Source organism: Kitasatospora sp. NPDC093558, assembly GCF_040683475.1.
Taxonomy (GTDB): domain Bacteria; phylum Actinomycetota; class Actinomycetes; order Streptomycetales; family Streptomycetaceae; genus Kitasatospora.
Map to the genome: position 1 here is coordinate 1 of NZ_JBFBDY010000020.1, position 16,791 is coordinate 16,791.

Below are 16,791 nucleotides of genomic sequence, written 5' to 3' on the forward strand. Positions count from 1 at the left end.
CTGTACTTGGGCTTCAACTTCTTATCCGCCGTTCGTCCGTGGGGGCGTTCGGCGCCCCGACTGCGCGTCACCGGGCGGGGGGGGCCGTGGACCCGGTGGTCCGCGGCCGCCCCGGCTTCGTGCTGCCCGCGGGCGCTGCGAGGATGTGAGTTCAGGAAGTTCAGGCGGCTCAAGGGGGCCGGCCGGGGCCTCGGGCGACTAAACCTGGAACGTCGCGCCGGAACAACGCGCCCCGGGAGAAGGCAAGGGAGGAAGAACAGTCATGGTCGTCACGCTCGCCAAGGGCGGGAACGTCTCGCTCAGCAAGGCCGCGCCCAATCTGACGCAGGTGCAGATCGGACTCGGCTGGTCCGCCCGTTCCACCACGGGCGCACCGTTCGACCTCGACGCGAGCGCACTGATCTGCGGCGGGGGCCGGGTGCTGGGGGACGAGTACTTCGTCTTCTACAACAACCTCAGGAGCCCGGAGGGTTCCGTCGAGCACCAGGGCGACAACCTCATCGGCGGCGATGCCTCCGGTGACGACGAGGTGGTCCTCGTCAACCTGGAGCTGGTCCCGGCCCAGGCCGACCGGGTCGTCTTCGCGGTCTCGATCTACGAGGCCGAGGCGCGGCTGCAGAACTTCGGCCAGGTGCGCAAGGCGTTCATCCGGGTCGTCGACTCGGTGGACGGCCGGGAGATCGCCCGGTACGACCTCTCCGAGGACGCGTCCGGCGAGACCGCGATGATCTTCGGCGAGCTGTACCGGTACGCGGGCGAGTGGAAGTTCCGCGCGGTGGGCCAGGGGTACGCCTCCGGCCTGCGCGGCATCGCCCTCGATTTCGGCGTCAACGTCCAGTAGGGGTTGGTAGCTGCGGAAGACGGACCAAGCGCATCCACTCCACGGTCATGAAGACGTTCACGAAGACGTTCAAGAAGACCTTCACGAAGACGTTCACAAAGACGTTCACGAAGACCGTCATGAAAACAGAGGGCAGTGCGGAGGTGACCTAACCGGGCGGCGCCCGGTCGGGGCGTCTCGGGACGAGGCCGCACCTGGGCACGCCCGAAACATCCCGAAAGGTAACCAAGTCCCGTGTTCCTCCGCACTTTCGGCTGGTCGTTCGCGATCACCGCCGTCGGCCTGGCCGCGGCCGGTCTCTTCTGGGGGGCCGAGGGGTTCGGCATCGTGCTGATCCTCTCGATCCTGGAGATCTCCCTGTCGTTCGACAACGCGGTGGTCAACGCCACCGTGTTGAAGCGGATGAACCCGTACTGGCAGAAGATCTTCCTGACCGTCGGCGTCCTGATCGCCGTCTTCGGCATGCGCCTGGTCTTCCCGCTGCTGGTCGTCGGCCTCACCGCGAAGCTCAACCCCGCGACGGTCATCGACCTCGCGCTGCACTCCGACAAGACCCACGAGGGCCTCACCTACGGCCAATACCTGGAGGCGGCCAACCCGGCGATCGCGGCCTTCGGCGGCGTCTTCCTGCTCATGATCTTCCTGGACTTCGTGTTCGAGGAGAAGGAGCACAACTGGCTGTCCTGGATCGAGCGCCCGCTGGAGAAGGTCGGCAAGCTGGACGCCCTGTCGTCGGTGGTCGCGCTGGTCGCGCTGGTGCTCTCGGCCCGCTTCTTCGCGGGTGAGCACGCCGAGACCGTCCTGCTCGCCGGCGTCCTCGGCCTGGTCACCTACCTCGTGGTCGGCGGGCTCTCCTCGATCTTCGAGTCGGGCCTGGAGGCCGAGGCCGAGCGTGAGGAGGAGGACGAGAAGGCCGGCAAGTCGCTGGTCCAGGTGGGCGGCAAGGCCGCGTTCTTCCTCTTCCTCTACCTGGAGGTCCTGGACGCCTCGTTCTCCTTCGACGGCGTGGTCGGCGCGTTCGCCATCTCCCAGGACATCTTCATGATCACCCTGGGTCTCGGCATCGGCGCGATGTACATCCGCTCGCTCACCGTCTTCCTCGTCCGCAAGGGCACCCTGGACGACTACGTCTACCTGGAGCACGGCGCGCACTACGCGATCGGCGCGCTCGCCGGGATCCTGCTGGTCGGCATCAAGTTCCACATCCCGGAGATCGTCACCGGCCTGATCGGCGTCGCCTTCATCGGGCTCGCGCTCGGCTCGTCGATCCTGCGCAACCGGCGCGAGGGCGATGGCGCGGGCGAGGAGAAGGAGCTGGTGGGCGCGGACAAGTAGCGCGCCCGGTCCACTCGTTGCACGCGAAACGGCCGCTCCCGGAATCCCGGGAGCGGCCGTTTCGCGTGCGGTGGTCGTGCGGCGGTCGTCCGTTTTTTGGTCGTGCGGTGGCCGTGCGGCGGTCGTGCGCTCGTCGGCCGGGTCGTACGGACCGTCAGCCGAGCTGCTGCTCGATGGCGCGCAGCTTGCGCTCCAGGGAGTCCAGCTTCGGCATCGACAGCGTGTCGTCGTCGGCCGTCAGGTCGATCGCCGAGCCGCGGCGGGCGGAGCCCGACGAGCCGAGGGCGGACGACGAGTAGGACGACGAGGACGAGTACGACGAGGAGGACGAGTACGACGAGGAGGACGAGGAGGACGAGGACGAGGACGACGACGAAGTGCCGGTCGAGGACGAGTAGGTCGTCGGCGACGAGTAGGAGGACGAGCCGACGGCGGCACGCGGGGCGCGGCCGGAGTCCAGGGCGCTGCGCGCGGCGGGCTCGAACAGGGAGCCCGAGGAGGCGGGGGAGGCGGCGTCGGACCCTGCGGCTAGGGCAGGCTCCGTAGCGGTCGGGCCGTCGCCGGCCGCCGTCAGCGCGGGCAGGTTGCGGCCGCCGCGGGTGCGCGACAGCATGCCGCCCTGGCGCCGGGAGAGCGCCTTCAGCTCGGCCCGCTCGCGGCGGTCGGCGGTGCGGGCGCGCACCTTGGCGTCCTGCTTCGCCTGACGCTCCTCGCGCACCTCCTCGACCGCCTCGTCCAGGCTGCGGACGTTCTCCAGCAGCATCAGGGACCACGCCGCGTACGTCTCGCGCGGGGCGCGCAGCCAGCGGACGATGCGGATCTGCGGCAGCGGGCGCGGCACCAGGCCCTGCTCACGCAGGGCGGCCTTGCGGGTCTGCTTCAGCGCCCGGTCGAACAGGATGGCCGCCGAGATCGACATGCCGGAGAAGAACTGCGGGGCGCCGGCGTGGCCGAGGCCGCGCGGTGCGTGCACCCAGTTGAACCAGGCCGAGGCGATCGCGAAGACCCAGACCAGCAGGCGCGAGCCGAGCGCCGCGTCACCGTGGCTGGCCTCGCGGACGGCGAGCACCGAGCAGAACATCGCGGCGCCGTCCAGGCCGAACGGGACGAGGTACTCCCAGCCGTTCGACAGGCCCAGGTTCTCCTTGCCGAAGCCCACCAGGCCGTGGAAGGACAGCGCGGCCGCGACGCCGGCGCAGCAGAACAGCAGCGTGTAGGAGGAGATCCCGTAGATCATCTCCTTGCGGCGGCGCCGCTCCTCGCTGCGCTCCCAGGAGTCGCCGGACTCGTCCTTCTTCGCGTTCTTGAATCGCAGCGTCGCCATGAGGATCGCGACGAACAGCAGGGCTGCGCCGCCGACGACGGTCCAGACCAGCTGTATGGAGGTCAGGTTCATTGCGGGTCGGGCCTCGGGTTTCCGCAGGGGACAGTTTCACGGGGGCGAGCGGGCGGGGCGAGCGACACGGACGGTCAGGTCCGGTCGTACGAGCATGACCTGACGGTCCGTCCGCCTCGTTCGTCGCCGAACGGTGTGCCCGCCGCGCCCGCGCAGGGGCGCGCGGGACACCTGTGCGGCTAGACGATATCGCGTCCGAAGGGGCGGCATGTTACGGGAGGGCGGCTTCCTCCCGCCAATCGGCCGTTCGGCGCGGTTCGGTGAACGCAGGACGGCCGGATCGGGTAGGGGGGAAGGAGGTTGAACTACCCGACGGCCGGGCCGATGCCCGATCATGGAGCGGCGGACCGTCAGATCGCCTGGCGGGAGCAGGGGGAGGGCTGGATGGTCTCGATCTGGGAGTACCTGCGCGGCGACCGGAGCTACACCTTCGACAATCCGGGCGGCCAGCACAAGGTCACCCTCACCAAGTCGGTCCCGCAGCACGCGATCACCGGCGCCGCGGCCACCACCGGCTACCTCTACGTCAACCTGCACTGGACCATGCGCTCCAGCGCCGGCCGCCCCAGCGGCCGGGAGACGCTCAAGCGCTTCTTCAGTCCGCGCATCTTCAGCCCGGTGGAACCGCCGTCGCAGGTGAACGAACAGGTCAACGTCGACCTCGACCTGGCGTGCATGTACGAACTCACCGACGGCACCCGGGGCGTGGTGCAGCCGCTCGGCAACTTCTTCGGCGACCTGCGGGACCCCCCGTACATCAAGCTCAGCGGCGACGACCAGTACGGGGCGCCGTCGGGCGAGACGATGTACGTGAACCTGGAGAAGAAGGACAAGTTCAAACGGCTGCTCATCTTCGTCTACATCTACGACGGCACCCCGGCCTTCGAGCAGTCGCACGCGGTGGTGACGATCGTGCCGCAGACCGGGCCGCGCATCGAGATCAAGCTGGAGGAGCGGGCGCGGGCGGCGCGGTCGTGCGCGGTGGTGCTGATCGAGAACGCGGGGGACAACCAGCTGACGGTGCGCCGCGAAGTGCGGTACGTCAACGGGTTCCAGGCGGACATCGACCGGCTGTACGGGTTCGGGATGCAGTGGCAGCGCGGGTACAAGAACCAGGGTGACTGATGGGGCCTTCGTGATGTGACGAGGCCCCGCCGGGCGCTGTGTGCGCTCGGCGGGGCCTCGTCGGTTGTGTCGGTGCTGGAGGTTGTTGGGTCCGACTGTGGCGGGCCCGGCTCAGCGGGGCTGGAACTGCGGGCCCTGCGGGGGCAGCGCGAACTCCTCGGCCTGGGGCTGGTTCTGGGTCGTCGGAGCGGTCTGCGGCTGGGGCGGCGGGGCCTGGGGCGGATAGCCGTAGCCGCCGGGGTGCTGCTGGTGCGGGACCGGCGGGTTCGGCTGGGGGTAGCCGTATCCGGTGCCCGGCTGGGGTGGCGGGTAGCCGTAGCCCTGGGCCGGCTGCTGCTGGCCGGTGTGTCCGGGCGGCGGCGGGTAGCCGTACCCCGTGCCGGGCTGCGGGGGCTGCGGGGGCGGCGGGGCCTGGGGCGGGTAGCCGTAGCCGGTGCCGGGCTGCGGGGCGGGGTGCGCCGGCGGCATCGGCGGGGGTGTGTTCGGCGCCGGGGTGCCGGGCGGCGGGGTCATCGTGGGCGGGGCGGCCGGTGGCGGGGGCGCGGCGGGTCCGCCCGTCGGCGCCGTGGTGGGCGGCGGCGGGGTCGCGGCGGCGTTGGCGGGTGCCGGGACGGCCGGGGCCAGGGTGAAGGTGCCGGGCTCGGGCGGGGCGGCCGGGCGCGACGTCGGCAGCGGGGTGCTGCGCGGGTCGACGGCGGGGACGGGGGCGGGCGTCGGGGCGGCGGGTGCCGCGGCCGCCTGCTCGGCCTCGTCGTCGACGGTGATGCCGAAGTCGGTGGCCAGCCCGATCAGCCCCGCGGTGTAGCCCTGGCCGACCGCCCGGAACTTCCAGGTGCCGGAGCGCCGGTACAGCTCGCCCACGACCAGTGCGGTGACGGTGTCGGCGTCGGTGATCGCGAACTCGGCGATCGCGGGCCCGTTCTCGCCGGTCGAGGCGTCGAAGAGCAGGACGCGCAGCCCGCTCACCGTCCCGAAGGCGCCGCCCTCGGACGAGCCCGCGAGCACCACCCGGTCGATGTCGGCCCCGAGTTTGGCCAGCTCGACCTCGACGGTGTCGGTGATCTCGGTGCCGTCCGGGGTCCGCTGCTTGGGCAGGTGGCGCACCAGGCCCGAGGGGTGCCGCGGCTGGTTGTAGAAGACGAAGTCGGCATCCGAACGGACCCTGCCGTCGGTGCCGAGCAGCAGCGCGGACGCGTCCACGTCCGGCGCACCGGCCGTGGCGCTCCAGCGCAGCACGGCGCGGACCGCCGCCGCCGGCAGTGCGATGTTGGCGCCCTTGGCCATCACGTGCGTCATAGCCGACCATCCTGCCTGTTCGCCACCCCTTCGGACAACGTGACCGAAGCCGCCGGGACCGCACCGGATTTTGCCAAGGCTTGCGTTTGACGGTCCGTTCTGCGGTGTGGCCTGGACCGGGTCAAGTGGACGGTAGCCTTCCGGTGGTCGTGCGGGGCGGGGTGCGGGCCGCGCGGGGGTCGGGCGCGGGTCCGGCCGGGTTCGGCCGGAAATCGACCCTGGCGTGAGGTGCGTGCGGTCGCCGGGCGTGCTGGACGGGACGGGCGGGACGGGCGGGACGGGTGTGGCCGGTGCACGCGGACGGGTGTTCGGGAACCACCGTGGCGGGCGGACCGGTTAACCCTCGTGTCGGCCCGCGCCGTCACGCGTCGCTTCGCACCCCGGAAACGTGCCGGCGGGCTTCGAAACCTCTGAGGAGAGCACCTTGCGCCATTTCGGCCACCTCGCCGACGACGTACGCGGCCGGCTCTTCCTCGAACCGCCCCGGCCGTTCTCCCCGGACGGCGACCCGGCCCTGCTCGCCGCTGCCCTCGGTGGCACCCTCTACAGCCCCGCGACGCGGCCCGCCCTGGCCGCCGATATCCGCAAACAGGCTGCTCGGGGCGTGGTGTCGATGGTGCTCTGCCTGGAGGACGCCATCGCCGACCACGAGGTCGACGCGGGCGAGCGCAACCTCGTCGAGCAATTGGGCGACCTGGTCAAGGATTTCACTGACTACGCACAGTCTCAACCCTTGCTCTTCATTAGAGTTCGCACGGCCTCCCAGATCGTCGACCTCACCCGGCGGCTCGGCGCGGCCGTCGCGCTCCTCGGCGGCTTCGTCCTGCCCAAGTTCACCGAGCAGACCGGCGGCGCCTACCTGGCCGCGCTCGCCGAGGCCGAGCGCGTCTGCGGACGGCGGCTGTTCGCGATGCCCGTCCTGGAATCGCCCGAACTCGCCCACCTGGAAACCCGTCGCGCCCAGCTGTTCGGCATCGCCCGGCTGCTGGCCGAGCACCGCGACCGCGTGCTCGCCGTCCGCCTCGGCGTCACCGACCTCTGCTCCGCGTACGGCCTGCGGCGCTCGCCCGACCTCACCGCGTACGACGTCGCGCTGGTGGCCGGGGTGATCGGCGACGTCGTCAACGTCCTCGGGCGGGCGGACGGCACCGGGTACACCATCACCGGCCCGGTCTGGGAGTACTTCCCGCACCAGGAGCGGATGTTCCGGCCGCAGCTGCGGCGCACCCCGTTCACGTCCGGCCCGGGCTGGGCGTCCGGTGCGGGCGAGGGCGTCCGGCGGCGGATCATCGAGCACGACCTGGACGGGCTGATCCGGGAGATCCAGCTCGACCGGGCGAACGGGCTGCTGGGCAAGACCTGCATCCACCCGAGCCACGTGCCCGCGGTGCACGCGCTCTCCGTCGTCACGCACGAGGAGTACTGCGACGCCCAGGACGTCCTCCGGCAGGAGCGCGGTGGCGGCGGGGTGCTGCGCTCGGCGTACACCAACAAGATGAACGAGGCCCGCCCGCACCGGGCCTGGGCGGAGCGGGTGCTGCTGCGCGCCGAGGTGTTCGGCGTGGCGCGGGAGGACGTGGGCTTCGCGGAGCTGCTGGTGAGCACCTTGGGCGGGTGAGTGCCTTGGGGGGTGAACGCCTCGGGCGGGTGGGCGCCTTGGGGGGTGAACGTCTCGGGCGGGTGGGCGCCTTGGGGGGTGAACGTCTCGGGCGGGTGGGCGCCTTGGGGACTTTGCGAAGAACGTACCGTCGTATCAGTGGAGTTGGGACCGCAGTGACAGCACAGCAAACGTGGACCGGCCGTTGGGTCGCCGACCGGGCCGGGGTCGGCCTGGTCGGATCCGACCGCCTCACCGATCTGGTCGGCCTCGCCCTGCGCGAGAACCGCAAACGAGCCCACCTGCTGGTCTCCACCGTGCTCGGCAAGCACGTGCCGCAGCGCCCCTCGGTCGTCCACGGCGCCGGGCTCGACCTCGGCCTGCGGGTCCGCGAGTTGCTCGGCGCCGAGGCCGCCGCGCGCGCCGTCGTCCTCGGTTACGCGGAGACCGCGACAGCCCTCGGCCAGTGCGTCGCCGACGGCCTCGACGCGCCCTACCTCCACTCCACCAGGCGCCCGGTGCCCGGCGTGCGCCCGCTCGGCGGGTTCGCGGAGGAGCACTCGCACGCGACGGCGCACCTGCTGCTCCCGGCCGACCCCCAACTCCTGTCCGGCAATGGCCCGTTGGTTCTCGTCGACGACGAGCTCTCCACTGGTCGGACGGTCCTCAACACCATCCGCGAGCTGCACGCGCGCCACCCGCGCTCCCACTACGTCCTCGCCGCCCTGGTCGACCTGCGCACGGAGACCGACCGGCGCCGCCTCGCCGACGCGGCGGCCGAACTCGGCGTCCGGCTGGACCTGGTGGCCGCCGCCAGCGGCGCCGTCCGGCTGCCCGCCGACATCCTCGACCGCGCCGACCGGCTGATAGCCGAGGCCGGTCCGGCCCCCGAACCCCCGCCCGCCGCCGGGCCCGCCCCGCTCGTCCGCGTCGCCCTCGACTGGCCGGCCGGCCTCCCGGACGGCGGGCGGCACGGCTTCACCCCCGGGCACCGCGCCCGCCTCGACGCCGCCCTGCCCGGGCTGGCCGGCCGGCTGGCCGACGCGCTCGGCGACCAACTCCCCGACCGCGTCCTGGTGTTGGGCTTCGAAGAGCTGATGTACGCGCCGCTGCGGCTGGCCGGCGCGCTCGCCGACCGGCTCGGCGGCGACCGCGTGCGGTACTCGACCACGACCCGCTCGCCCGTCCTCGCCGTCGACGACCCCGGGTACGCCATCCGCACCCGCCTCGCCTTCCCCGCCCACGACGACCCGCGGGACGACGCCTCGCGCGAGCGCTACGCCTACAACGTCGCCCCGGGCCTCGACCCGGACCGCCGCTTCGGCGCCGTCGTGCTGGTCGTCGACGACGTCGCCGACACGGCGGCCCTGGCCGAGGGCGAGCGCGCGCTGCTCACGCAGTTGCGGCAGGTCACCGACCGGGTGGTGCTCGCGGTGCTGCCCTCGTACCGGCCGGAAGCCCCGGTGCGTCCGTCCCTCCCGCAGCCCCTGAGGGGTCCGGCGTTCTCCTCCTACCGCCCCGACGAGGTCGCCTGGCTGCTCAAGGACCTCTCCGGCGTCCCGCTCGAAGCCCCCACCGAGGAGCGCGAGGAGGCCGTCCAGCACGGCGGCGCGCACTACGCCGAGTCGCTGCCGGTCGAGTACCGGCCGAGCCCCGAGTACCAGGAGCTGTTCCACCACGCGCTGCGCGTCTCCGCCCGCCGCATGGCCGTCGCCGTCGGCACCGTCGCCGAGACACTGCTGCGCGAGCGCGGCCGGGGCCTGGTGCTCGCGTCGCTGGCACGGGCCGGTACACCGGTCGGCATCCTGGTGCGCCGCTGGCTCGCCTTCGCGTACGGCCTGGACACCCCGCACTACGCCGTCTCGATCGTCCGCGGCCGCGGCATCGACCCCGTCGCCCTGCGCTACCTCGCGGCCCACCACCACGCCCCCGACGTCGTGTTCGTCGACGGCTGGACCGGCAAGGGCGCGATCACCCGCGAACTCGCCGCCGCCCTGGCCGGCACCCCCTTCGACCCCGGCCTCGCGGTGCTCGCCGACCCCGGTCGCTGCGTGCGCACGTACGGCACCCGGGACGACTTCCTGATCCCCTCCGCCTGCCTCAACTCCACGGTGTCCGGCCTGGTTTCGCGCACCGTCCTGCGCGGTGACCTGATCGGCCCGGACGACTTCCACGGCGCCAAGCACTACACCGAGCTGGCCGGCGGGGACGTCTCCGCCGCCTTCCTCGACACCGTGGCCGACCACTTCGCGGCCGTCCGGGACGAGGTCGCGCTCGCCGCCGGCCGGCTCGCCACCGACCCCGACCGCACGCCCGACTGGGCCGGCTGGGCCGCCGTCGAGCGGATCGCCGCGGAGTACGGGATCGGCAGCGTGAACCTCGTCAAGCCCGGCGTCGGCGAGACGACCCGCGTGCTGCTGCGCCGCGTCCCCTGGCGGGTGCTCGCCCGGCGCGGCGCCGGCGCCGACCTCGACCACGTGCGGCTGCTCGCCGCGCAGCGCGGGGTGGTGGTGGAGGAGGTCGACGACCTGCCGTACACGTGCGTCGGCCTCATCCACCCGCGCTACAGTCGGGGCGCAACCGGGGCCTCCGGTACGGCAGTTGTGGGGGAGTCCTGATGTCTTCTGCTCCGTTCTCCTTGTTTTCTTCGTTGTCTCCGTTCTCCTCGTGCGCCTCGTTCTCCTCGTGCTCCTCGTTCTCTTCGTTGGTCGTCAGCGACCTCGACCGCACCCTGATCTACTCGAACCAGGCCCTCGCCCTGACCGCCCCCGACCGGCTCGCCCCGCGGCTCCTGTCGGTCGAGGTGTACGAGGGCAGGGCGCACTCGTTCGTCACCGAGCGGGCCGCGGCGCTGCTCGCCGAACTCGCCCTGGAGGCCTGGCTCGTCCCGGCGACCACGCGCACCGTCGAGCAGTACGCGCGGGTCAACCTGCCCGGCCCGGAGCCGAGTTGGGCCCCCGCGTACGCGGTCTGCGCGAACGGCGGGCAGCTGCTCGTCGACGGCGTGCCGGACGGCGACTGGCGGGCGGAGATCACCGCGCGGGTCGCCGACTCCTCGGCTCCGCTCGCGGAGGTCGTCGGGCACCTGGGTCTGGGCGTCGGCCAGGAGTGGATCCACCGGCGGAGCGTCGCCGACGAGTCGTTCGTCTACTGCGTCGTCGAGCGGGCGCACGTGCCGGCGGGCTGGCTCGACGACCTGGCCGGCTGGTGCGCCGAACGCGGCTGGACCGTCTCGCTCCAGGGGCGCAAGGTGTACGCCGTCCCGGCCGGGCTGACGAAGAGCGCCGCCCTCGCGGAAGTGGTCCGGCGCACCGGCGCGACCACCGTCCTCGCCGCCGGGGACTCCCTGCTCGACGCCGACCTGCTGCTCGCCGTCGACGCCGCCTGGCGGCCCGGGCACGGCGAGCTCGCCGACCGCGGCTGGACGGCCCCCGGCGTCACCGCCCTCGCGGAGACGGGGGTGGCGGCGGGGGAGGAGATCGTCCGTCGGTTCCTGGCGGGGGTGCGGGGAGCGTCTTCCTAGCCGCAGCAGCCGCCGCCGCAGCACCCGCCTCCGCCTCCGCCTCCGCCTCCGCCGGAGGGGGCGGATCGCGGCGCGCTGCTGCCGGCGCCGCCGGTGACGGCGACGGTGGACAGCAGCTTCACGGTGTCCTCGTGGCCCTGCGGGCAGACGGCGGGGTCGTTGGCCTGCGCCATCGTGCGGCGCAGTTCGAACGTGGCGCCGCAGGAGCGGCAGCGGAAGTCGTAGCGTGGCATACCGGCAGCGTACCGACGGGTGGCCCGAGTGGGTGGCTCGGCGGGTGCCTCAGTGGGTGGCCCGGCGGGTGGTTCGGCGGGTGGCTTGGTGGGTGGCTCAGCAGGTGGTTCGGCGGTGGGAGCCCTCAGCGGTGGGAGCCGAGGTCGCCGCGGATCAGCCCGATCACCCGGGCCGCCGTGTCCCGCGCCGCCGCCAGCTCGGTCAGGAAGAGCCAGTAGTCCGGGTGCCGGCCGCCCGCCTCCAGCGTCGCGAGCGCCCGGTCGATCCGCAGGACCGCCTCGTCCAGCGGCGCGGCGTGCCGCGGGTCCGGCGCCTGGCGGCCGGCCATCGCGAGCCGCTGCGCGTCCCGGACGGCGAAGCGGGCCCGCTCGACCTCGCGGCTCGGGTCGTGCTGCACCTCGTTCAGCTGCCGCAGCCGGTCGTTCACCACGGCGACCGAGCCGTCCGCGGTGTCCAGCAGGGCGCGCACCGTCCCGATCGCGCCGGTCGCGTCCGCCCAGCGCTGCTCGTCGCGCGCCCGGGCCGCCTCCGCCAGCTTCCCCTCCGCCGACCGGCCGGCCTCCGCGACCTGCTCCGGCACCCGCTGGAGGTCCTGCCAGCAGGCCGTGCTGAACCGGCGGCGCAACTCGCTCAGTGCGGGACCGACCGTCGCGGCCTTGGTCTCCAGCGCCTGGACGCGGGTGCGCAGGCTGGACAGCCGGCGGTCGATCTCCAGGGCGCGCTCGGGCAGCTGCGCGGCGTCGGCCGCGATCGCCCCCGCCTGCTGCGCGACGGCCTCCGCCCGCTGCAGCGTCGCCGCCACGCCATGCCGGGCCGCGCCCTCGTTCAGCCGCCCCAGCTCCGGCGCCAGCTCCGCCAGCCGGGCCGCCAGGTCGTCCGCCCGCAGGCCCGCGCCGCGCGCCGCGTCCAGCGCGTTGCTCGCCGCCAGCAGCGCGCGCTTCGCCTGCTCGACCGCCGGGGTGACGCGCATCAGCTGCTGCTCGGCGTGCTGGAGCACCGGCTGGAGGCGCTGCAGGAAGTCGTTCAGCTCGGCCCGCGCCGAACCGAGCTGTCCCCGGACGTCCTCCAGGACGCGCCGGGCCTGGGCCGCCGCGCCCGCGTCCAGCGCCTCGTCGTCGAGGTCGTATGCGTCGAGCGCGCCCAGGTAGTTCACGGTGACCTGGTTCACCCGGCCGGAGATCGCGTCGAAGTCCGCCTGCGTGCGCTGCGAGGTCGCCGCGTTCCCGGCCGCCCGGACGGTCTCCACCGCGAGCTGCACCTCGCGCTGCGTCGAGTCCAGGTCGTAGAACGCCTCCTGCGCCGCGTCCCGCGCCGCCCGCGCGTCCGCCCGCACACCGTCCCCGCCGCGCCGCCCCCACCAACCGCCGCCACCGCCGACCGACGCCAGCCCGACCGCGCCCAGCGCACCGGCCAGCACGACCGGCAGCACCAGCGCCTCGGCCAGCACACTCCCCGCCCGACGCCGCCCCACCGCCACTGCGCGCTCCCTGCTCCGACCGCCGATCCGCCCGCCATTGTCCCCGATCACCCCACCCCACCGTCACCCCCACCCGTCCCACTCCCCGACCACCCGCACCACAGCACCCCCGACAACCAGGTACCCTAGGCAGTCGTCGTGCCCCCACCAGGCCGCGACGGGGGGCGCGTAGCTCAGTGGTAGAGCGCTGCTCTTACAAAGCAGATGTCGGCGGTTCGAAACCGTCCGCGCCCACCAACCCGAAGGGCCAGTTCAGAGGCAGAATCCTCCCGAACTGGCCCTTGATCGTTTCTGCGCCCCTACCCCTCCCGTGCCACCCGCGTGCCAGATGCCCCCGTTGCCGGCCTTGGCGCACGGTCGCTGGCTCAGGACAGTGCGGTTGTCGGTTACGGGTGGCGGGTAGTGGCCTGGTCGTGACCGATGACCAGAAGAAACGGATACGTGACCTAGTCCGTCATCTGGACGACGACATCCGCGATCCTCATTACAGTCCTGCGCACGAGGCGGCCCAGATCGTCTGTTCCGGCGTCTACGAGCTGATTCCCGTTGAGCTCCACGACCTCGTACACGAGGCAGTTATGGCCGGTTATGCAGCCGCCCTTGGCGACTTGGAAACGGGGAATTTGGACGACCGAGTTCGAGAGCGTGTCGAGGCCCTCGACTGATCACGGCGTTACGGTCCGCGTCCACGTGCACGAAGGGCCAGTTCGGAGGGTTGATCCTCCGAACTGGCCCTTGGTCCTTCCAGGGGTCTCACTCTGGCTGTGACGTCTGCGTGTCAGCTGCCCTCGGCGCCGGCCTCTGCTCGCTGAGCGCCTGGCGGACGGCTTCGCCCATGCGGTCGGCGATGGCGCGGTCCCGGTCGCTGGTCATGTGCTGGTAGATCAGCGCGGCGCGGGTGCTGCTGTGGCCCATCCTGGTCATGAGCTCCCGGGTGCTGGCCCCGTTCTGCGAGGCGAGGGTGTTCCCGGTGTGCCTCAGGTCGTGGAAGTGGGCGTCCTCGCTCACTCCGGCCGCGGTACGGGCCTTGATCCAGTCGTCCCGAAAGTTGCTCCGGCGGAGCTGGCCGCCGCGGGGTCCGATGAACAGGTGCCCGTCCGGGCCAGGTCCGGCGTACCGGTCGAGGTGGTGTTCCAGATCGCCCACGATCTCAGCGGGGAAGGCCACAGGGCGGAAGCCCGCGCGACTCTTCGGTGCCTTGTCGTAGAGCCGCCCGCTGTTCAGCTCCGCCTGGTTGCGCTGTACCCGGACGAGCCGGTTCACCAGGTCGACGTCCCGCCGACGGAGCGCGGCCAGCTCGCCGAACCGCAGCGTGGTGAACGCGGTCAGCAGTACAAGGGCCCGCCAGCGGGGACCGATCGCGTCGGCGACGGCGAACACCTCGGTGACCGTGAGCACGGGCCGCTCCGGCACGTCGTACGTGTCGGCGCCCTTGATCCGGCATGGGTTGCGCTGGATCAGCTCGTCGTCCACGGCGGTGTTCATGATCGCCCGCAGCAGTTGGTACGCCTTGACGACGGACGGCTCGCCGGCCCCGCCGTCCAGGAGGTTCGACCGCCAAGTGCGGACGCGTGCCGGGGTGATCTCGGAGATCATCCGGTGACCCAAGCCGGGCTGGATGTACTGGCGGAGCGTGATGGCGTACCGCTCACGCGTGCTCTCCTCCAGCTTGCGGTCCCGCAGCCAGGCAGCGGCGAAGTCGGCCAACTTGACCTTCCCGGCGTCCGGGTCGGCCCACTTGTTGCGCTTGATGTCGGCCTCGATCAGGGTGAGCGCGACCTCGGCATCGGTCTTGGTCGGGTAGGTCTCCTCACCCTTGCGCGTCAGTCCGGTGGTCGGGTCCGGGTAGCGGATCTGCCAGCGGCCGGAGGGCAGTTGGCGGACAGAGCCGAAGCGTCGGCGGCTTCCCTTGGCGTTCGCCATCAGGCGGCCCTCCTGAGCTGTGTGCGCCGGACGGTGACCGGCTGGACGGTACGAGCGGTGATGAACTCGGCGATGGCCGAGGCCGGGATGCGGACGTGGCGTCCGAGCTTCACGAGGGCGATGCGCCGCTCGGCGATCAGCCGGCGGGGGAACCGCTCGGTGGTCCCGAGCAGCTCGGCGGCCTGAGCGGTGGTCAGGAGGGGGTCCGGGGGTGTCATGCTGCCTTCCTCTCGGGAGTGATGGCGGTTGCCGCGGAGTTGGGTCCTTCGGCGCGGGCCAGGGCTTCGTCCAGCGCTTGTCGCCAGCGGACCCGTTCAGCGACTGCGCGTAGGAGCCGGGTGGCGAGGGGCGACATGTCGGGGTCGCCGGGGCGGACGTGTTCCCAGATGTAGCGGTTGGGCTCGGGTCGGCCGGCGGTGTCGCCAAGGACTTCCAGGACCCAGGCGCGACGTTCGGCGCGGTGGTCGGTGAGGGTCTTGCCGGACCACTTGCGGGAGACCAGGACGCGGCGGCCGGCGCAGCCGAGGTGCTCGCGCTTGTGGGTGCGGGAGCGGCAGGCGCCTGGGCATAGGCCGGGGTGCGCGTTCTTGGGCTGGAGGCCGTAGAGGAGCCAGTTGGCGCAGGTCGGCGAGCAGGGTTCGTAGCGGAGTTCGGCGGCGAGGCGGTCGACGTGGTCGGTCTCGGATTCGCTGGCCGGGGTGTGGCACTCGGAGACGGACTTGGTGAGGTACTTGGTCAGGTACCGGACGCAGCGGGCTGCCTGCGGGGAGCCGACGAGGACGCCCTGGGCGTCGAGTTGGGGTCCGAAGCGGAGCACGTGCAGGGGCTCCGCGTTGGGGTCGGTGTCGAGGCGGTCGAGTGCTTCGTCCCAGGTGGGGAGAGGTTCGCCGGTGCCCGGGTCAGTGAAGACTCCGAGCTCGGGTGACCAGGTCGGCGCGGTCTCGGGCGTGTGGATCGGCCGGTCGGTGGTCGGCCACCAGACCTGGTGGTAGGTGGCGGTGACGACCTGGCGCAGTTCGGCGCGGGAGATGGTGCCGCGCAGGGCGAGGTGCAGGTGCGGCGCGAGGCGGCGCTGAGGCTCGACGACGGCGAAGTACTGGACGTCGTAGCCGACGAAGCGGCGGAGGTTCTGGATGAACCGGTCGATGAGCTTTGGGAAGTGGAGCGCGTCCCGCGCGGCCCGGCGGTAGTTGTACGTGGTCGGGTCGACGGGGGTGCCGTCGCCGCGGACGCGTCCGTACGAGGGCAGGGTGAGGGTCAGGAACAGCGACGGGCGGAAGGTCTTGCCGTCGGGAGTGGTGTAGGCCTTGCCGAGGGTGCGGTTCTCCACCGGGCGCCGGGGCAGGTCGGGGGTGTCCTGGCGGCGCCGGGTGGAGCGGACCCGGCGAGCGGCCTGAGCCGGGGCGAGGGAGCCGCGTACGCCGCTGTCGGCGAGTTCGGTGTCGATCTCGGCGAGGAGCGAGGTGAGTTCGTCGGCCTCCGGACCGGTGGCCAGGGCCTGCGCCTTGGTCATGTCGGCCCGGAGTTCGGTGAGGTACTGCTGCGCGTCGGTGGCGGGGTCGGGTTCGAGGACAGGTTCCTCGGTGAGGTGCCAGCCTTCACGGCACTGGGCGGCGCGCAGGCGGCGCTTCCGTTCGGCACAGCTCGGGCAGAGGCTGGCGCGGGTGGCGCCGCACGGGATGTCGATGATCTCGGTGTGGCCGGTGACGATGTCGGTGCGGCGGACGGCCACCGGTCGGACGCAGACGCCGTGTTCCTCGGCGACTTGGCGGAGTACGGAACGGGCCAGGGGCATCCGGGCCCGTTCCGCGCGGGTGGAGCCGGTGGAGCTGCTCATCGGCGGTCTTCCGAGTAGCAGAAGGTGTAGAGGGCCTCCATCAGGCGGACCAGGTCGCGGCCGGTGTTGATGGGCGGGTAGCCGGCGTCCTCGATCCGTCGGGCGATGTCGAAGAGCATGCCGCGGGTGAAGCGCGGGTCCTGGCCGTTCTTCGGCGCCAGGACGGGGTAGTTGGCGGAGTCGGGCAGGCGGTAGTCGGTCATGGCG

Annotated in this window: 15 protein-coding genes and 1 tRNA gene; 8 read left to right on the forward strand and 8 right to left on the reverse strand. The window is 72.4% G+C overall.

The window, feature by feature from the left end; all coding sequences use genetic code 11:
- Positions 1 to 262 precede the first annotated feature (262 nt).
- Both AB0O00_RS04325 and AB0O00_RS04330 read left to right on the forward strand, forming a co-directional pair.
- Positions 263 to 841, forward strand: coding sequence for a TerD family protein (locus AB0O00_RS04325; RefSeq protein ID WP_363648575.1), 579 nt, complete (start codon positions 263 to 265; stop codon positions 839 to 841).
- A gap of 234 nt (positions 842 to 1,075) precedes the next feature.
- Complete coding sequence (locus tag AB0O00_RS04330; protein ID WP_363648576.1) at positions 1,076 to 2,176, forward strand: DUF475 domain-containing protein; 1,101 nt, start codon at positions 1,076 to 1,078, stop codon at positions 2,174 to 2,176.
- A 154-nt stretch (positions 2,177 to 2,330) separates the two neighbouring features.
- Here AB0O00_RS04330 and AB0O00_RS04335 read toward each other — a convergent pair whose 3' ends face one another.
- The gene (locus AB0O00_RS04335; protein ID WP_363648577.1) at positions 2,331 to 3,572 is read right to left on the reverse strand and encodes a DUF2637 domain-containing protein; all 1,242 of its coding nucleotides are present in this window, start codon (positions 3,570 to 3,572) and stop codon (positions 2,331 to 2,333) included.
- Positions 3,573 to 3,956: 384 nt separating this feature from the next.
- On the opposite strand from AB0O00_RS04335, the gene AB0O00_RS04340 reads away from it, so the two are divergent.
- Positions 3,957 to 4,697 (forward strand): Tellurium resistance, encoded by a 741-nt coding sequence (locus tag AB0O00_RS04340; protein ID WP_363648601.1) that lies wholly within the window; start codon positions 3,957 to 3,959, stop codon positions 4,695 to 4,697.
- A 111-nt stretch (positions 4,698 to 4,808) separates the two neighbouring features.
- On the opposite strand, the gene AB0O00_RS04345 is transcribed toward AB0O00_RS04340, so the two are convergent.
- Complete coding sequence (locus AB0O00_RS04345; protein WP_363648578.1) at positions 4,809 to 5,993, reverse strand: TerD family protein; 1,185 nt, start codon at positions 5,991 to 5,993, stop codon at positions 4,809 to 4,811.
- Positions 5,994 to 6,417: 424 nt separating this feature from the next.
- Here AB0O00_RS04345 and AB0O00_RS04350 point away from each other — a divergent pair, with 424 nt between their 5' ends.
- The 3 genes from AB0O00_RS04350 (at position 6,418) to AB0O00_RS04360 (ending at position 11,113) form a co-directional block, all read left to right on the forward strand.
- Complete coding sequence (locus tag AB0O00_RS04350) at positions 6,418 to 7,611, forward strand: HpcH/HpaI aldolase/citrate lyase family protein (protein ID WP_363648579.1); 1,194 nt, start codon at positions 6,418 to 6,420, stop codon at positions 7,609 to 7,611.
- Positions 7,612 to 7,766: 155 nt separating this feature from the next.
- Positions 7,767 to 10,208, forward strand: a complete 2,442-nt coding sequence (locus tag AB0O00_RS04355; RefSeq protein WP_363648580.1) for a phosphoribosyltransferase — start codon at positions 7,767 to 7,769, stop codon at positions 10,206 to 10,208.
- An 86-nt stretch (positions 10,209 to 10,294) separates the two neighbouring features.
- Positions 10,295 to 11,113, forward strand: a complete 819-nt coding sequence (locus tag AB0O00_RS04360) for an HAD family hydrolase (protein WP_363648581.1) — start codon at positions 10,295 to 10,297, stop codon at positions 11,111 to 11,113.
- On the opposite strand, the gene AB0O00_RS04365 is transcribed toward AB0O00_RS04360, so the two are convergent.
- On the reverse strand, positions 11,110 to 11,346 hold the full coding sequence (locus AB0O00_RS04365) for a zinc ribbon domain-containing protein (protein WP_363648582.1): 237 nt from the start codon (positions 11,344 to 11,346) through the stop codon (positions 11,110 to 11,112). The genes AB0O00_RS04360 and AB0O00_RS04365 overlap by 4 nt on opposite strands.
- 125 nt (positions 11,347 to 11,471) lie before the next feature.
- Positions 11,472 to 12,818 (reverse strand): hypothetical protein, encoded by a 1,347-nt coding sequence (locus AB0O00_RS04370; RefSeq protein ID WP_363648583.1) that lies wholly within the window; start codon positions 12,816 to 12,818, stop codon positions 11,472 to 11,474.
- A gap of 168 nt (positions 12,819 to 12,986) precedes the next feature.
- On the opposite strand from AB0O00_RS04370, the gene AB0O00_RS04375 reads away from it, so the two are divergent.
- Together AB0O00_RS04375 and AB0O00_RS04380 are read left to right on the forward strand one after the other, a co-directional pair.
- Positions 12,987 to 13,061: transfer RNA gene (locus tag AB0O00_RS04375), tRNA-Val, on the forward strand.
- A 176-nt stretch (positions 13,062 to 13,237) separates the two neighbouring features.
- Positions 13,238 to 13,489 (forward strand): hypothetical protein, encoded by a 252-nt coding sequence (locus AB0O00_RS04380; protein WP_363648584.1) that lies wholly within the window; start codon positions 13,238 to 13,240, stop codon positions 13,487 to 13,489.
- 88 nt (positions 13,490 to 13,577) lie between these two features.
- Here AB0O00_RS04380 and AB0O00_RS04385 read toward each other — a convergent pair whose 3' ends face one another.
- From AB0O00_RS04385 to AB0O00_RS04400, 4 genes are read right to left on the reverse strand one after another with little or no spacing between them, the layout of a single operon-like run.
- Positions 13,578 to 14,747 carry a tyrosine-type recombinase/integrase gene (locus tag AB0O00_RS04385; protein ID WP_363648585.1) on the reverse strand — a complete coding sequence of 390 codons (1,170 nt, stop codon included), beginning with the start codon at positions 14,745 to 14,747 and terminating at the stop codon, positions 13,578 to 13,580.
- Complete coding sequence (locus AB0O00_RS04390) at positions 14,747 to 14,965, reverse strand: excisionase family DNA-binding protein (RefSeq protein ID WP_363648586.1); 219 nt, start codon at positions 14,963 to 14,965, stop codon at positions 14,747 to 14,749. The genes AB0O00_RS04385 and AB0O00_RS04390 overlap by 1 nt, the downstream gene beginning before the upstream one ends.
- A complete protein-coding gene (locus AB0O00_RS04395) occupies positions 14,962 to 16,584 on the reverse strand; it encodes a replication initiator (RefSeq protein ID WP_363648587.1) in 1,623 nt (540 codons plus the stop codon). The genes AB0O00_RS04390 and AB0O00_RS04395 overlap by 4 nt, the downstream gene beginning before the upstream one ends.
- Positions 16,581 to 16,787 carry a hypothetical protein gene (locus AB0O00_RS04400; protein ID WP_363648588.1) on the reverse strand — a complete coding sequence of 69 codons (207 nt, stop codon included), beginning with the start codon at positions 16,785 to 16,787 and terminating at the stop codon, positions 16,581 to 16,583. Before AB0O00_RS04400 ends, AB0O00_RS04395 begins: the two co-directional genes overlap by 4 nt.
- Positions 16,788 to 16,791: the final 4 nt, after the last annotated feature.

Coding starts and splice junctions, on each gene's coding strand:
- AB0O00_RS04345 (WP_363648578.1), bottom strand. CDS start 5,993: ATGACGCACGTGATGGCCAAGGGCGCCAACATCGCACTGCCGGCGGCG.
- AB0O00_RS04390 (WP_363648586.1), bottom strand. CDS start 14,965: ATGACACCCCCGGACCCCCTCCTGACCACCGCTCAGGCCGCCGAGCTG.
- AB0O00_RS04400 (WP_363648588.1), bottom strand. CDS start 16,787: ATGACCGACTACCGCCTGCCCGACTCCGCCAACTACCCCGTCCTGGCG.
- AB0O00_RS04340 (WP_363648601.1), top strand. CDS start 3,957: ATGGTCTCGATCTGGGAGTACCTGCGCGGCGACCGGAGCTACACCTTC.
- AB0O00_RS04385 (WP_363648585.1), bottom strand. CDS start 14,747: ATGGCGAACGCCAAGGGAAGCCGCCGACGCTTCGGCTCTGTCCGCCAA.
- AB0O00_RS04335 (WP_363648577.1), bottom strand. CDS start 3,572: ATGAACCTGACCTCCATACAGCTGGTCTGGACCGTCGTCGGCGGCGCA.
- AB0O00_RS04365 (WP_363648582.1), bottom strand. CDS start 11,346: ATGCCACGCTACGACTTCCGCTGCCGCTCCTGCGGCGCCACGTTCGAA.
- AB0O00_RS04395 (WP_363648587.1), bottom strand. CDS start 16,584: ATGAGCAGCTCCACCGGCTCCACCCGCGCGGAACGGGCCCGGATGCCC.
- AB0O00_RS04325 (WP_363648575.1), top strand. CDS start 263: ATGGTCGTCACGCTCGCCAAGGGCGGGAACGTCTCGCTCAGCAAGGCC.